This is a genomic window from Aeribacillus sp. FSL K6-1305 (assembly GCF_038050115.1).
Taxonomy (GTDB): Bacteria; Bacillota; Bacilli; order Bacillales; family Aeribacillaceae; genus Aeribacillus; species Aeribacillus composti.
This window is the reverse complement of the sequence record NZ_JBBOQV010000001.1, coordinates 1,254,700-1,270,776: the sequence shown is the minus strand read 5'-3', so window position 1 is coordinate 1,270,776 and position 16,077 is coordinate 1,254,700. Positions and strand designations below refer to the sequence as shown.

Annotated in this window: 17 protein-coding genes and 1 pseudogene; 17 read left to right on the top strand and 1 reads right to left on the bottom strand. The window is 38.6% G+C overall.

Annotated elements, in window-relative coordinates; genetic code table 11:
* Positions 1–82: 82 nt before the first annotated feature.
* The 15 genes from sleB (at position 83) to spoIVA (ending at position 13,786) form a co-directional block, all read left to right on the top strand.
* The gene (sleB, locus tag NST97_RS06055; protein WP_094246145.1) at positions 83–1,036 is read left to right on the top strand and encodes a spore cortex-lytic enzyme; all 954 of its coding nucleotides are present in this window, start codon (positions 83–85) and stop codon (positions 1,034–1,036) included.
* Between the two features lie 14 nt (positions 1,037–1,050).
* A complete protein-coding gene (ypeB, locus tag NST97_RS06050; protein WP_066251975.1) occupies positions 1,051–2,394 on the top strand; it encodes a germination protein YpeB in 1,344 nt (447 codons plus the stop codon).
* 95 nt (positions 2,395–2,489) lie between these two features.
* Positions 2,490–3,137, top strand: a complete 648-nt coding sequence (locus NST97_RS06045; protein ID WP_339193010.1) for a flagellar brake protein — start codon at positions 2,490–2,492, stop codon at positions 3,135–3,137.
* Between the two features lie 44 nt (positions 3,138–3,181).
* Complete coding sequence (locus NST97_RS06040) at positions 3,182–3,367, top strand: DUF5359 family protein (protein ID WP_232515564.1); 186 nt, start codon at positions 3,182–3,184, stop codon at positions 3,365–3,367.
* Between the two features lie 79 nt (positions 3,368–3,446).
* Positions 3,447–4,118 carry a (d)CMP kinase gene (gene cmk / locus NST97_RS06035; RefSeq protein ID WP_339193008.1) on the top strand — a complete coding sequence of 224 codons (672 nt, stop codon included), beginning with the start codon at positions 3,447–3,449 and terminating at the stop codon, positions 4,116–4,118.
* A gap of 3 nt (positions 4,119–4,121) precedes the next feature.
* The gene (locus NST97_RS06030; RefSeq protein WP_339193007.1) at positions 4,122–4,706 is read left to right on the top strand and encodes a lysophospholipid acyltransferase family protein; all 585 of its coding nucleotides are present in this window, start codon (positions 4,122–4,124) and stop codon (positions 4,704–4,706) included.
* A gap of 150 nt (positions 4,707–4,856) precedes the next feature.
* Positions 4,857–6,002, top strand: a complete 1,146-nt coding sequence (gene rpsA / locus NST97_RS06025) for a 30S ribosomal protein S1 (RefSeq protein WP_341343031.1) — start codon at positions 4,857–4,859, stop codon at positions 6,000–6,002.
* An 846-nt stretch (positions 6,003–6,848) separates the two neighbouring features.
* Positions 6,849–7,445 (top strand): YphA family membrane protein, encoded by a 597-nt coding sequence (locus tag NST97_RS06020; RefSeq protein WP_339193005.1) that lies wholly within the window; start codon positions 6,849–6,851, stop codon positions 7,443–7,445.
* Positions 7,442–8,344 (top strand): YIEGIA family protein, encoded by a 903-nt coding sequence (locus tag NST97_RS06015; protein WP_063388600.1) that lies wholly within the window; start codon positions 7,442–7,444, stop codon positions 8,342–8,344. Before NST97_RS06020 ends, NST97_RS06015 begins: the two co-directional genes overlap by 4 nt.
* On the top strand, positions 8,335–8,523 hold the full coding sequence (locus NST97_RS06010; RefSeq protein WP_327856234.1) for a capping complex subunit for YIEGIA: 189 nt from the start codon (positions 8,335–8,337) through the stop codon (positions 8,521–8,523). Before NST97_RS06015 ends, NST97_RS06010 begins: the two co-directional genes overlap by 10 nt.
* Positions 8,524–8,714: 191 nt before the next feature.
* On the top strand, positions 8,715–10,025 hold the full coding sequence (der, locus tag NST97_RS06005; protein ID WP_063388598.1) for a ribosome biogenesis GTPase Der: 1,311 nt from the start codon (positions 8,715–8,717) through the stop codon (positions 10,023–10,025).
* A gap of 19 nt (positions 10,026–10,044) precedes the next feature.
* Positions 10,045–11,088 carry an NAD(P)H-dependent glycerol-3-phosphate dehydrogenase gene (locus NST97_RS06000; RefSeq protein WP_341343030.1) on the top strand — a complete coding sequence of 348 codons (1,044 nt, stop codon included), beginning with the start codon at positions 10,045–10,047 and terminating at the stop codon, positions 11,086–11,088.
* A 114-nt stretch (positions 11,089–11,202) separates the two neighbouring features.
* Entirely contained in the window at positions 11,203–11,403 is a 201-nt protein-coding gene (locus NST97_RS05995) for a DUF2768 domain-containing protein (protein WP_063388596.1), read from the top strand.
* Positions 11,404–11,423: 20 nt separating this feature from the next.
* A complete protein-coding gene (locus NST97_RS05990; protein WP_339193002.1) occupies positions 11,424–12,137 on the top strand; it encodes a hypothetical protein in 714 nt (237 codons plus the stop codon).
* A 170-nt stretch (positions 12,138–12,307) separates the two neighbouring features.
* The gene (gene spoIVA, locus NST97_RS05985) at positions 12,308–13,786 is read left to right on the top strand and encodes a stage IV sporulation protein A (RefSeq protein WP_063388595.1); all 1,479 of its coding nucleotides are present in this window, start codon (positions 12,308–12,310) and stop codon (positions 13,784–13,786) included.
* Positions 13,787–13,936: 150 nt separating this feature from the next.
* Here spoIVA and NST97_RS05980 read toward each other — a convergent pair.
* Positions 13,937–14,793, bottom strand: a pseudogene (locus tag NST97_RS05980) (CotH kinase family protein).
* A 298-nt stretch (positions 14,794–15,091) separates the two neighbouring features.
* Here NST97_RS05980 and NST97_RS05975 point away from each other — a divergent pair.
* Together NST97_RS05975 and hbs are read left to right on the top strand one after the other, a co-directional pair.
* Positions 15,092–15,295, top strand: coding sequence for a hypothetical protein (locus NST97_RS05975; RefSeq protein ID WP_341343029.1), 204 nt, complete (start codon positions 15,092–15,094; stop codon positions 15,293–15,295).
* Between the two features lie 368 nt (positions 15,296–15,663).
* Positions 15,664–15,942, top strand: coding sequence for a non-specific DNA-binding protein Hbs (gene hbs / locus NST97_RS05970; protein WP_063388591.1), 279 nt, complete (start codon positions 15,664–15,666; stop codon positions 15,940–15,942).
* Positions 15,943–16,077: the final 135 nt, after the last annotated feature.

The window sequence follows — 16,077 nt, the reverse complement described above, 5'->3', positions numbered from 1 at the left end:
GAACCGGCATGAGCCGGTTTTTTTGTTGTATAAAATGACATCTACTACAGAAAATACATGTAACGATATAAAGTGAGGAGGCATGATGATGGGAAAAAACATGAAATATCTGCTCGCAAACGCTTTTGTTTTAATCGTTTTTCTTATTCTTTCTAACAATCAGCTGCATGTTCATGCTTTTAGCGAACAAGTGATTCAGAGAGGTGCGACAGGTGATGATGTCATTGAACTGCAGGCAAGACTTCAATATAACGGATATTATCATGGGAAAATTGATGGGGTATATGGATGGAATACTTATTGGGCAGTTAGAAAATTTCAAAATAATTTCGGACTTAAAGAAGTAGATGGTTTAGTTGGTCCTGAAACAAAACAAAAGCTTATCAATACGACAAAATATTATAAGTCTTTTGTCCACGAACAAATTCGAAAAGGCAGAGACTTTACCCATTATGGCGGAGTGCCGCTAAAAATCCAAACAGCGCCTTCTGAGGAGCTGCGCGCAAAATGGCGGAAGCAAACCGAAAAAAATCTCGCAAAAAATGTACCGCCAAAAAAACAACAAGCTGGTCAGGCTGGACAAGGGCAAAAGCAGGCTGCTCCTAAACAGCAAGCAGCCCAAAATAAACAACAAACAGGGAAATCGGTACAGCCGATGGCGGTGAATATGCCTGGAGGCTTTTCACAAAATGACTTAAATCTTTTAGCCAATGCCGTTTACGGAGAAGCCCGCGGCGAGCCTTATATTGGTCAAGTAGCAATTGCGGCAGTTATTTTAAACCGACTGAACAGCCCGACATTTCCAAATACGGTTGCTGGTGTTATTTTTGAACCGGGTGCTTTTACAGCTGTCAGCGATGGACAAATATATTTGACACCAAATGAAACAGCGAGAAAAGCGGTGATGGACGCCATTAACGGGTGGGATCCGACAGAAGAAGCTCTCTATTATTTCAATCCTGATACAGCAACAAGCCCATGGATATGGACGCGGCCGCAAATCAAGAAAATCGGAAAACACATATTCTGTGAATAGTGAGGTGATTCAATATGCTTCGAGGATTATTAATCGGGCTGCTTACAGTGGCCTTAATCGGAACAGGCTACTGGGGATATAAAGAGCATCAGGAAAAAAACGCCGTATTAATTCATGCAGAAAACAATTACCAGCGGGCTTTTCACGATCTAACCTATCAAGTGGATCAGCTTCATGACAAAATTGGCGAGACACTCGCCATGAATTCAAGAAAATCATTGTCACCGGCGCTGGCGGAAGTTTGGAGAATTACATCGGAAGCGCACAATGATGTCGGCCAGCTTCCGTTAACTCTTTTACCTTTCAATAAAACAGAGGAATTTTTGTCGAATATTGGTAAATTTAGTTATCAAACAGCAGTGAGAGATTTAAACAAAGATCCGTTAACGGATCAAGAATATGAAACGTTAAAAAAATTGTATAAAAATGCAAAAGACATACAAGACGAATTGAGAAACGTCCAGCATTTAATCTTAAAAAACAATCTGCGCTGGATGGATGTTGAACTCGCACTAGCATCAGGGCAAAAACAAATGGACAATACGATCATTGATGGATTTAAAACGGTAGAAAAAAATGTTGAAGGCTATTCCGAAACTAATTTCGGTCCAACGGCAACAGCGCTGCAAAAGCCTAAAAAAGGATTTGAACAATTAACTGGAAAGGAAATATCAGAGCAAGAAGCAAAACAAATCGCAAAACGATTTGCCCCTAAAAATGTAGAACGAGTAGATGTAACAACAAATGGTAAAGGATCAAATATTCAGTTTTACAGCATTACTATGCATGATAAAGGAAATAAACATGATGTTTATATGGATATCACGAAAAAAGGCGGTCATTTAATTTATTTATTGCACAACAGAGATATTAAACAACAAAAAATCAGCTTAAATGAAGCATCCAACCGAGCAACGGAATTTTTGAAAAAGCTAAAATTTAAGGATTTAGAGCTTTATGAGAGTGCACAATATGACAACATTGGTGTTTTCACATTTGTTTCTAATTACAAAGGTGTACGTCTATATCCTGATGCAGTTCGTTTAAAGGTAGCGTTGGACAACGGAGAAATTATAGGTTATTCTGGACGTGATTATTTAGCAGCGCACAAAAAAAGAAATTTGCCGAAACCTGCTATTACAAAAGAAGAAGCGAAAAAATCAGTCCATTCTAACGTTGAAATTCAGGAGGATCGATTAGCTGTTGTGACAAATGATGCCGGCGAAGAAGTGCTGTGCTATGAATTTTTAGGAACGATTGACCAAGACACGTACCGCATTTTCATCAACGCAATGGACGGAACGGAAGAAAAAGTGGAAAAATTGCAAAGTGCTGAACCGTTATTCAGAGAAATTTAATCACAAAAAGGGGAGTCGATTTTTAGGCTTTCCCTTTTTTTCATTTCATGCTTTAATAAATGTAGAGCGCTTATTACATTGAAAGAGTGGTAACGTTGATAAAAATTGGTACGATGATCACATTGGAACTTTCTGGCCAAGATCAAATACTAAAATGCAAACTTGTGGACCAAGAAGAAAACATTCTTTATATTGATTTTCCTATAAATAGCAAGACAGGAAAAACTGTTTTCTTAACAGACGGCACCGAGCTCGTTGCAACATTTGTGAACAGCGAAAAAAAACCGTATAAATTTCGTACTAAAGTTCTTGGCAAGAAAAAAGATAACCTCCCGATGATCATGCTTCAGGCACCTGAGTATATGGAGGAGATCCAAAGGCGGCAATTTGTCAGAATCGAGACAGCCGTTGATGTAGCCATACACGCCATTAATCAGGAATTCGCCCCATTTACAACAGTTACAAACGACATAAGTGCTGGCGGCATTTCAATCATTATTCCAAACGGTGTGGACGTACCGCTAAATGAAAATATACATATTTATATGGTGCTCACGTTTATGGACGGAACGATTGAATATTATAAGGTAACAGGGAAGGCGCTCAGAGTTGTGGAAGCGGAACATCATAAGCTCGCTTCCATAGCATTTATCAATATTGATGAAAAGACACAGCAAAAATTGATTCGCTTTTGCTTTGAACAGCAGCTGCAAATGAAAAAGAAAGGAATTTTGAATGAATAATACCGGCAAGGCTGTCCATACTATTTATAAAAAATGGCAAAAGGATGTTTTTTGTGAAGCGCTTTGAACAAATATTGATCAAATTGATCATTATACAATTCATTATGTTAATTGCCGCTCAGCTTTTTTTGCGCCATTCTGAATTGAAGCCATATTTATCAAAAGCCGTGCAATATGAAGGTGTTGGAAACATGTCCATCTCCGAATGGGTGGAAACTATCAGCCGCTAAAAGAGCAGGAAACCCCTGCTTTTCTTTCTGTATTCCAAAAAAATAGATACATATTTTTTGAAACTAGCTAGGAGGTATTATGAGTAAAAAAATTTCCATTGCAATCGACGGTCCGGCAGCTGCCGGGAAAAGCACAGTTGCCAAAAAAATCGCAAAAGATTTAGGCTATACATACATTGATACGGGTGCGATGTACAGAGCTCTCACTTTGAAAGCTTTACAGAATGGCATTTCTTTGGAGGATGAAAAAGCGCTAACCAAGCTTTTGAATGAAATGACGATTGAACTGAAGCCGATAAAAGAAGGTCAGCAAGTGCTAGTAAACGGTGAAGACGTAACGGCGATTATCCGTTCCAATGAAGTAACAAAGCATGTTTCCACTGTTTCCAAACATCCTAATGTGCGGGAGGAAATGGTGAAAAGGCAAAAACAGCTTGCAGGAAACGGCGGCGTTGTCATGGATGGCAGGGATATCGGCACTCATGTGCTGCCGAATGCGGAGTTGAAAATATTTTTAAAAGCTTCTGTAGAGGAAAGAGCAAAAAGAAGGTATGAGGAAAATTTAAGAAAAGGTTTTACATCCGATTTAACACAATTAAAGAAAGAAATTGAAGAAAGAGATAAGCTTGATTCCACGAGGGCAACTGCCCCATTAAAAAAAGCGCCGGATGCCGTCGAAATCGATACAACTTCATTGACGATTGAAGAGGTGGCGGAATTAATTAAAGAATTGGTAAAAGAAAGGCTGTAAGAAATGGGTAAATTTTATCAATTTGCAAAGGCAATTGTTTACTGCTTTATTAAACCGCTCTTTCGGGTCGAAGTGATCGGAAAGGAACATTTTCCAGTGGATGGTGCCGTGCTGCTTTGTTCCAATCATATTAATAATTTGGACCCTCCGACGATTGGTATCGTTTCACCAAGGCAGCTCCGTTTTATGGCAAAAGAGGAGCTGTTTAAAATTCCGGTTTTCAGCCTGATCGTCCGGGCATTGGGGGCGTTTCCGGTGAAAAGGGGCTTTTCCGATCGAGAGGCGTTAAGAACAGGCTTGAAAATATTAAAAGAAAGAGAAGTTTTAGCCATTTTTCCGGAAGGAACGAGAAGCAAAACAGGTGAACTCGGAAAAGGTTTGGCTGGTGCAGGTTTTTTTGCCTTAAGATCAGATTGTGTCGTCTTGCCATGCGCCGTCGTCAGTTCTTACAAACCGTTTCGGAAAACGAAAGTCATTTTCGGCCCAGCCATTGATTTTACATCTTATCGAAACAAAAAAATTTCAGCTGAAGAAGCGACCGATAAAATCATGACAGAAATTAGAAATTTGCTCGAAAAATATAGGTAATCAATGGATTTAACTTGACAAACGGAATTTTTTGTTAGAACTTATAGAAAAGAGGTATTTTTCATTCTATTTAGAGTAGCTTGTGACATACTAAATAGAATGGTACATATTTTGTTGAGTTGCTATGGCTTGACCAAGGAGGTAAATGGTATGGTAGAGGACATCAATCAAGGTGAAGTTTTTGTGCCTGAAGTGGGAGACGTTGTAGAGGGAACTGTAACAAAAGTGGAAGATAAGCAGGTGATTGTTGATATTAAAAATTGCAAACAAATGGGCATCATTCCGATTAGTGAACTGTCTAGTTTGCATATTGAAAAAGCTTCAGATGTTGTAGAGGAAAATGACAAGCTTGAACTAGCGGTCATTAAAGTTGAGGAAGAAGCCGTCATTTTATCGAAAAGCAAAGTGGCTGCGGATAAAGCTTGGGTGGAATTAGAGAGAAAATTTGAAAATAAAGAAGTATTTGAGGCAGAAGTGAAGGATGTCGTAAAAGGCGGTTTAGTGGTAGACCTGGGCGTCCGCGGATTTATTCCTGCTTCATTGGTTGAACCTCACTATGTTGAGGATTTTTCAGATTATAAAGGAAAAACATTGACATTGATGGTTGTGGAGCTAAACCGTGAAAAAAATCGAGTGATTTTGTCTCATCGTGCTGTAGTGGAAAAGGAGCAGGAAGAGAAAAAACAGCAAGTGCTTCAGTCGATTCAGCCTGGTGATGTATTGGAAGGAACAGTCCAACGTTTAGCCGATTTCGGAGCCTTTGTTGACATCGGCGGGATTGACGGTCTTGTACATATTTCTCAGATCTCTCATGCTCATGTAGATAAACCGTCAGATGTGCTTCAAGAAGGCGAAAAGGTAAAAGTGAAAGTTTTGTCTGTCGATCGGGATAATGGACGGGTTTCACTATCGATTAAAGAAACATTGCCTGGTCCATGGGAAAACATTTCTGAAAAAATCAAATCCGGTGATGTTGTCGAAGGAACTGTACAACGCCTCGTCTCATTCGGAGCTTTTGTAGAAGTTTTACCTGGAGTAGAAGGTCTTGTCCATATATCGCAAATTTCTAAAAAACATATAGGCACTCCTCAAGAAGTATTAGAAGAAGGACAAAAGGTAAAAGTAAAAGTGCTTGATGTAAACGAAGAAGAGAAACGGATTTCCTTAAGCATAAAGGAATTGGAAGATGATGGATCCGGTAGTGAAGAAGATTTTCGCAAATATCGTCCGAAAGAGGAATCGACAGGATTTCAACTAAGCGAAATGATCGGAGAGCAATTAAATAAATTAAAATAAAGACAAAGGCGATTATCACGAGCTGCCCCTTGTCAAGGTGACAGCGGAATAAAAAATGATCTAAGCGGCTTTATCTCTATATTCCATAGGGCTGAGGCCGTTTAGTCGTTTTATGAGGGTAATTTGTATCGATTGCCAGTCCTCAAACGAAATCTACGTTTCGCATTTGAGCGTTCTCCATAAAGACTCCATAAGCACCGCCCAGCATATAACGAGCTGTTTTATCATCTTCTCCACTGCTGTTCTTTTCATAAATCCTTGAGAATGATACGATCCATCCTCGCTGTAATAAGCTGTTATTGTTCGAAGCCTCGCCTAGTATATAGCTTCCATATCACTTCAATAAGCTGTATTTTGAGTTCTGCAGTATCGGTTCTATTTTTGCTAAGCTGCTCTATATCGTGATTATATGTGCGAACAAAATTCTTCGCTGCTTTTAATAAGCAAGCGATACGTCCGTTTTGCGTTCGTATCTCCATTAAAAATCAAAACTTGTGCAGATAAACAAGTGATACATCCAGCCTGAATTCATTAGCCCACAATTTTTTTGCAGAAAAACTCCCTCCTAAAAAACAAATAATGATTTAGAAGCCTTTTTTTATGAAAAGAAATTATACGGACATTCTGCCATTAAACAGATCGGCTTATGAGTTCTAAAAAAATAGCGAAAATTCCTTTCTTGACGGGCAGTGAAATGTTTACATTTTCCTCTCACAGCAATCCATCAGCAATCAATTCTCCCACAGCCTTTTAACTGCTTTTTATACGCTTTTAGCTTTGATTTTAAAATTTGTACGGTTAGCATCCATAAATTTTTCACATAATGGAAATAGTAGGAGGTTGGAGATGGAAGGAATATATTATTATTGGTTCATGTGGATAATTTGGGTAATTGTAACATTTTGGCTTCCAAAAACGGATGCTCGTTTTTGGCTCTCCTTTTTTATATTGTTAAATATTTTAGGAAGTGCAACGTTTATACACTTTACACAAATACATGTTGGTTTTTCGTATATCTTATTTGCTTTGCTTAGTTTTTTCATCTTGTATAGAACTAAGCGTTTATTTTATTCATTATTTTCCGTTTTGATCATTACGGTTGCCTATGCAGGAGTCAAGCTGTTTTATTTATTTGATCCTGTCTGGTTTTTACTTGACGTTCAGATGTATTTATCTATATTAGGAGTCATTTTATCCAATATGCTGAGCAAAGATTTTTTTGAAGGAATGGCATTTTTTATATTGGGATCTTGTTACGGAGAAGCTCTTTTTTCGTCTGCAGTTTATTCTTATTATCGGCCGATTGTAATAGGCGACTTTCCTTTTCTTGATATGCTGTCAATCGGAATCTTTTCATTGCTCATATGGGCGTCATTCAAAACATTCGCTGCTTCTTTAGAACATATATTCAAAAAACATGCAAGGGAGAGGCAAGGGTCATGAATGAATACACGCTTCCTATTTTTTATGGTGTCTTCGTAGGTGTGTTAGCCCGTCTTTTTATGCTAAAAACCGATTATCGCCAATATCCAACATATTTGCACGGAAAAATTATTCATATCGCACTTGGATTTATAGCGGCGGGACTCGGCACGATTGCTGTTCCGGCCATAATGGAAAAGGAGTTTACTGCCATTACTTTTTTAACGTTGGCTGCATCGCAGTTTCGCGAAGTCCGCAACATGGAAAGAAATACACTGTCAGAGCTCGATCAATATGAGCTTGTTCCTCGGGGAAGTACATATATTGAAGGAATTGCAATCGCCTTTGAAAGCAGAAATTATTTAGTGATTTTCACATCTTTATTTGTTACGCTTGCTTATTTAATCTTTGGCTTTTGGATGGCTCTTGTGATGACGGTCGTTTGCTTTATCATTTCTAAAGTGTTAATGTCTGGAGGCACATTGAAAGATATTGTTGACATTCAATATGTAAAGCCGCATTTTGACGGTGCAGGCTTGTATGTCGATGACATTTATATTATGAATATCGGCATCCCGGAAAAACGTGAACTAGTTTTAAAATATGGCATGGGGTTTATTTTGACACCAAAATCATTTGATGCGAGAACAACGATTGCCAACATCGGACAACGTCAGGCGATTCTCCATGATGTCTCAACTGCGCTGGGCGTAAACCGCGATGCGGGTGAACCATCTTTAGTCCCATTGGCAAAACGAGATCTTGAGGATGGAAGAGTCGGCGTGTTTGTGCTTCCTCAAAAACATGATTTGGATATCGCCATTCGAGTGATCAGCAACGTGCCAACGCTTGAAAATGCCATTCGCATGCCGACGGAGTCGAAGGCAAATAGGAAAGGTGAGAAAAAACGATGGTTTTAGAGAAAGCGGTTTTAGCGGTCGTTACGACAAATGAGAAAAAAATAAAAGGCGGTGCACCTGTTTTTATTTGTGATAACCAAAACGAAATGGATTCGATTGCAAAAAATTTAGAAGCGATTCTAGATGGAATTGCTCATGCCATAAGCGAGGAAATATATATCATTGTGAAACATTTTTAAGGCAGTTGTTCAATTTCATAAACTGCTATATAATAGGGTAGTTGGAAAAAAGCTTGGTAAAAAACTTCCGGGGCATGCCGAAAAAGGAGTTAGGCGCGAAAACATGCTGCGATTTCTTGAAGGCGTAGCCCCTTTAACATTATACATAGTGAAAAATGTGATGAGTTTTAAATTAGGAAGGAAGTTTTAGTATGCCGAAACCTGTTGTGGCTATTGTCGGTCGACCAAATGTCGGCAAATCGACGATTTTTAATCGAATTGTCGGTGAACGTATTTCAATTGTAGAAGATATACCTGGTGTTACCCGTGACCGTATTTATGCACCTTGTGAATGGCTGAATTTCCAATTTAACTTGATCGATACAGGTGGAATTGAAATTGGGGATGAACCGTTTCTAGCACAAATTCGCCATCAGGCGGAGATTGCGATTGAAGAAGCGGATGTAATTATTTTCATTACTAACGGTCGAGAAGGCGTAACTCCCGCTGATGAAGAAGTTGCAAAAATATTGTACCGCTCAAACAAACCCGTTGTCCTTGCCGTTAATAAAATGGACAACCCGGATATGAGGGAAAATATATATGAATTTTATTCTCTTGGCTTTGGAGAACCGTACCCGATATCAGGAGCGCATGGGCTCGGACTGGGAGATCTTTTGGATGCAGTATGCAAACATTTTCCAAAACCCCAATCAGAAAATGATGATGAAGGCATCATTAAATTTTCTTTGATTGGCCGACCAAATGTCGGCAAATCTTCCTTAGTAAATGCTATTTTAGGAGAAGAAAGAGTGATCGTCAGCGAAATTGCTGGAACAACACGAGACGCTATTGACACTAAGTTTACGTATAACAAGCAGGAGTTTGTCATCATTGATACAGCTGGCATGAGAAAAAAAGGAAAAATTTATGAGACAACAGAAAAATACAGTGTTTTACGGGCGCTTAAAGCGATTGAACGCTCTGACGTAGTGTTAGTTGTTTTAAATGCAGAGGAAGGAATTATTGAACAAGACAAGCGAATTGCTGGCTACGCCCATGAAGCCGGGAAAGCCGTTGTCATTGTAGTAAACAAATGGGATGCAGTGGAAAAAGATGAAAGAACGATGAGAGAGTTTGAAAAAGATATTCGCGATCAATTTTTATTTTTAGACTATGCGCCAATCGTCTTTTTGTCCGCAAAAACGAAGAAGAGATTGCACACATTAATGCCTCAAATTATTCTTGCCAGCGAGAATCATGCGATGCGTGTCCAAACAAACGTATTGAATGATGTGATCATGGATGCCGTTGCTATGAATCCGACTCCAACGGACCACGGTACGAGATTAAAAATCTATTATGCAACACAAGTTTCTGTTAAACCGCCTACATTTGTCATATTTGTAAATGATCCGGAGCTTCTTCATTTTTCATATGAACGTTTTTTGGAAAATCGCATTCGCGATGCATTCGGGTTTGAAGGAACCCCTATTAAAATCATTGCGAGAAAAAGAAGATAAATAAAAGGAAGTGAGCAATTTGGCGAAGGTGGCAATATTGGGAGCTGGAAGCTGGGGAACAGCGCTTGCAATTGTTCTTTGCGACAATGGTCATGAAGTGCATCTTTGGGGACATCGGAAAGAACATATAGAAGCGATCAATCGTACAAAAAAAAATGAGAAATATTTGCCAAATGTCCCATTGCCGGACAATTTAACCGGATTTTATTTCTTAAAGGATGCGGTTGAAAATGTGGAAACGATTGTCTTGGCAGTCCCGACAAAAGCGATAAGAGAAGTGCTGAGTCAATTAAGAGAAGCCATTGATCGGCCGGTTTTAATTGTCCATGTTTCAAAAGGGATTGAGCCGGGTTCATTAAAAAGAATTTCCGAAATTATTGAAGAAGAAATGCCTCCTCACCTTTTGAAGGACGTAGTTGTATTATCAGGTCCAAGCCATGCGGAAGAAGTGTCTTTGAGACAGCCGACAACAGTGACTTCTGCGAGCAAAAATATTCAAGCAGCAAAATTTGTTCAAGATTTATTTATTAACCGCTATTTTCGTGTGTATACGAATCCGGATATAATCGGGGTTGAAATTGGAGGAGCGCTGAAAAACATTATTGCTTTAGCTGCCGGAATCAGCGACGGCCTTGGATACGGGGACAATGCGAAGGCTGCTTTAATAACTAGAGGATTGGCGGAAATTTCAAGATTAGGCTGTAAAATGGGTGCCAATCCATTAACGTTTTCTGGTCTTGCCGGAATCGGCGACTTAATTGTCACTTGCACAAGTGTGCATTCCCGCAATTGGCGTGCCGGCCATTTGCTAGGAAAGGGCAAAAAACTAGATGAAGTTTTAGAAAGCATGGGAATGGTTGTCGAAGGAGTAAGAACAACAAAAGCAGCTAAACAGCTCTCTGAAAAATATTCAGTAAAAATGCCGATTACCAATGTCCTTTATGAAGTGCTGTTTCACGAAAAAGATCCGAAAGAAGCAGTCGAAGCGCTTATGGCGAGAGTTAAAACGCATGAAATGGAAGATCTTGTGAACATATTAGAAAATCGAAATGAAGAACTGTAGCACATTTCCCAGCTGCTTCAGTTTTTTTTTGAATTCGATTCTTATATGGAAAACAATTGCGTGAAAAAGAGCATATGTTAAAATGATTGGTAGGAATAGAAGGAGTGGATCACAATGTCAGAAGGTCTAATGAAAATGTGGATTGCCCTCACAGCGATGGCCTTTATGTTTATCGCGGTCTTTTCCATATACTTGAGCCGTTTTAAACTAAAAGGATTTTTGAAATCTATCACAGCAGTGATTGCTTATTTTTTTATGATTTTAGCAGGAATTATCATTTTTTTCGTAGTCTTTTCCGGACCGACAAGCGAGTAGGCAAAGTGAGGAAGACGAGGATGAACAAGAAAAGCATAATGAAATCTTTCATCTCTATCATGTTTGTTTTGCTTTTATCTGGATGTTTATACCCAGAAGAACGATTACATAAAAATGAAATACCTTATGAAGCGCAAATACAATCCGTGCAAAAAGCAGTAGAACAATATAAAGCTGATACGGAAGGGCTTTTGCCGATTAAAACGAGAGACAAATCAACGCCTATTTATGAAAAATACCCTATTGATTTCAATCTGTTGATTCCTGAATATTTGCCTGAGCCCCCTGGCGCCGCGTTTGAAAATGGAGGCATTTACTTATATGTTTTAGTCGATGTGGAAAAAAATCCAACCGTAAAGCTGATCGATTTACGAATAGCAGAGGCGATCCGTGAACTAAAGATGAGGATCAATGCTCATGAATATCCTCCTTATGAAAAGCAAATAGCGAAAAATGTATTTACACTGAACTATAAAAAGCTAGGATTAAAAGAGCCTCCTCATGTGAAGAGTCCGTACTCAGGGGAAAATCTTCCGCTTGTGATCGACAACAATCGAGAAGTTTATGTTGATTACAGCTTAGATTTATACCGTGCCATAAAGGAATCAAAAAGATCATTCAAAGAGGGGGAAGATATCCGTCATTTGCTAGTAGAAAACTCCCCGTTCGTCCCTGCATTTTCCCTTCCATATACTGTGAATGAAAAAAATGAACCGGTATTTTTAATAAAATAAGTCATGAACCTTTTTCTTAAGAATACAATTTAAGAGAAAGGTTCTTTTCTTTTTGGAAGAAATTCTTTTTTTACAGTCATAACTAGATAGGACAACATCATAAATATGTAATGACTAAAGAATTGTAAATGTATGGATGTTATAAGACTTGAAAGTCGGGAGGGAATCACTTGGAAAAGGTAGATATTTTCAAAGACATTGCAGAGCGAACTGGCGGCGATATTTATCTAGGGGTCGTTGGTGCAGTTAGAACCGGTAAATCAACATTCATAAAAAAGTTTATGGAATTAGTTGTTCTTCCCAATATTGAAAATGAAGCGGATAAAGCACGTGCTCAAGATGAGCTCCCTCAGAGCGCAGCAGGCAAAACCATTATGACAACGGAGCCAAAGTTTGTCCCGAATCAAGCGGTCACCGTCCATGTTGATGAAGGCCTTGATGTCAATATAAGATTAGTAGATTGCGTAGGATATACAGTGCCTGGTGCAAAGGGATACGAAGATGAAAATGGGCCGAGAATGATCAACACTCCATGGTATGAGGAGCCGATCCCGTTTCATGAAGCAGCGGAAATTGGCACCCGCAAGGTTATTCAAGACCACTCAACAATCGGTGTAGTCGTCACAACAGACGGTTCAATCGGCGAAATTCCTAGAAAAGATTACGTAGAAGCGGAAGAACGAGTAATTGAAGAGTTAAAAGAAGTCGGAAAACCATTTATTATGATTATTAATTCTGTGCATCCTCATCATCCGGATACGGAGGCTTTAAGAAAAGAATTAAATGAAAAATATGATATTCCAGTTCTTGCTATGAGCGTGGAAAGCATGAGGGAAATTGATGTAACGAATGTATTGAGAGAAGCGCTTTTCGAATTTCCAGTCTTGGAAGTCAATGTGAATTTGCCCAGCTGGGTGATGGTGCTGAGAGAAGATCATTGGCTTCGCACGAGCTATCAAGAAACGGTGAAGGAAACAGTAAAAGATATCAAACGTCTGCGTGATGTCAATCAAGTTGTCCAGCAGTTCAGTGAGTATGATTTTATTGAGCGGGCTGGACTAGCTGGTATTCAAATGGGCCAAGGGATTGCGGAGATCGATTTGTTTGCGCCGGATGAGCTGTACGATCAAATTTTAAAAGAAGTTGTCGGTGTTGAAATACGCGGGAAGGATCATCTGCTTGAGCTCATGCAAAATTTTGCACACGCTAAGGCGGAATACGATCAAGTAGCTGATGCTTTAAAAATGGTAAAACAGACAGGTTACGGCATAGCAGCACCGGCTTTATCAGATATGAGTCTGGATGAACCGGAAATTATCCGCCAAGGATCGAGATTCGGCGTCCGGCTCAAAGCAGTCGCACCTTCCATTCATATGATTAAAGTAGATGTTGAATCTGAATTTGCGCCGATCATTGGCACAGAAAAACAAAGTGAAGAGCTTGTTCGTTATTTAATGCAAGATTTTGAAGAAAATCCTTTGTCCATATGGAATTCCGATATATTCGGAAGAAGCTTAAGCTCGATCGTCAGAGAAGGAATACAGGCAAAATTGTCGTTGATGCCTGAAAATGCCCGCTACAAATTAAAAGAAACATTGGAAAGAATCATCAACGAGGGGTCAGGCGGGCTCATAGCAATCATATTATAAAAGATCAAAAGGTCAAAAACAACGGTTTTTGGCCGTTGTTTTTTTAACAAGGGGGCAAACGAGTGAGCCCTGTTTTTTTGACAAGAAGTTCTGCCCTGCGTTTTCCGGCCTTTGAAAAGACACATCATTTTTTTTAAAAGGTTAAACAACTTAGCGAAAAAACCGAATTTGAAGGTATTCGTACTGAAATAATTTTATTAGGCGGCGGAAGCTGTCGCTTTTCGATGCGTTTTGTTCAATATCTTCCAGTCGAAAAGGTTTGAAATTTGTCTTAGAATTTTCCGTAATGCTTTTAATGTGTTTCAATTGGTAGTAAACAACATTGTTTGATTCGAATAAATAGAGGGCCAAATAATCAGTTTTTACTTCAAGCAGCAAACCGCTTTTGCTTTCAGGGCCGCCTCTATTCACCTTAATAATATGAAAACGGCTTGTTTCTCCATGTAAGTAAAGTGCGTAATTGTGAACAAAACCATCGTAATTTTGTGTGCAAATAACACCTGTCAGCCATTTTAAATATTGCTCCACGTCTAAATATTGTTCAATTTCTTCAGAAAATTGGGACGAAATGCTTGTATTAACAAAATAAATAAATTGTTCGAACTTACTAAAATCGTCATTTTCCCCGTATTTTAGCTCATATCCTTGTGATAAGCTTTTTTTACCTTTTGGTCTAAATCGCTGTATAATGAAAAATTCGCATCACCATCTATTGCATAAAAAATTGGGCCTTTAGGCAGTTTTCTTTTTGCTAAAAAATCTTCATTGACGGATTCTTGGCGTAAATAAATGCCTTGATGGATTCCATTGATCGATAAAAGGGTGAATTTTGTTTCGGGGACGTATACTCCTATGCGGTCAAAAAAATAAAAAGAAAGCTTATTGCGAATCAGTGAAGGATCAAAATATTCCGCATTTAAATGAAATTCCTTTTCGTTATTGTATTTTGAAGGACGGTAATATTTTATAAAAAAAGATTTTTTTCGCTTTCCTAGTATGAGAGCCACGATACATTATATCCCCATCGATCTTCTTCTTCCCTAAATAAACCATGACGGGAACTCCGTCTTCATCCCATTTATTTTTTCATAAAAAAAGAAAATCTTTCGGATGAATGTATAAGGAAATTTTCTCCAAGTCTTTTTCCATTTGATCCCTCTTTTCACTGTTTTTCATTTAAATAGTATGAATGTGGATAAAACATGCCACTGTTGGTAAACGCACATTTTTTTAACGATTTAAAGGTCCAAACGAATTAATGTAAAGACACAGATGCTATACAAAATAAAAGGGGAGGGCAGAATAGTGATTTCCGAAAAAGTGATGAAAGAAGCATTTCATAGCGGGGGAGAAAAAGTGTTGAAACATTTTTATTTCCAAGAACCTGAAGGAAGAAGAAGATCGGATAAAACAAGCGGCAGCCGGAGAAGAAGCCACGACAGCAAGCATAAAAAACAAGCGGCAGCAGGGATTTTAAACATACGGAAAGAAAAAAATTCGGTGCTTTGAAAACGGAAATATGTGGGAGCTGCGTTTTTAAATGATGGAAGGGTTGACTGCTCATGCAGTCTCCATCTATTGTTTTGGCGAACTTTTTGCCAAATCGATTGAAAAATGACTGAAATTAATAGAATTGTGCTTGATTCTGCCATTATTGTTATGATAATCTTTTTACAGAAATTCTTCTCTCATAAGGATGAATCATCCTTTGCAACCAATTTGAAAATGAAAAACTGTTGAAATGAAATATTGTTTCATTTATGATAAGCTAGTCACCAACTTCTTGTTGTTGCATGTATAGAATTCTTAAAAGCTGTGAAGAAATGTATAATAGCTGGATTTTCATGAAACTTTTTTGGGAGGAGGTGAAACATTAAATGAACAAAACAGAATTAATCAACGCTGTAGCAGAAGCTAGCGAATTATCCAAAAAGGATGCAACGAAAGCTGTAGATGCTGTTTTCGATACAATTTTAGAATCTTTGAAAAAAGGTGACAAAGTTCAACTCATCGGTTTTGGAAACTTTGAAGTGCGTGAGCGTTCAGCGCGCAAAGGTCGCAATCCTCAAACTGGTGAAGAAATTGAAATTCCGGCAAGCAAAGTGCCTGCGTTTAAACCAGGTAAAGCTCTTAAAGATGCAGTTGCTGGCAAGTAATGAAATGAACGCACACAATTAAGAAATGAGTAGCGACTACATATGCTCGCTGCATTTCTTCACAGAATAAGCCCCTTTTTGGGGCTTTTCCTATTTAGGCGAGATTGTTCAGAAAAGTTTTCTGTTCTATTTGTG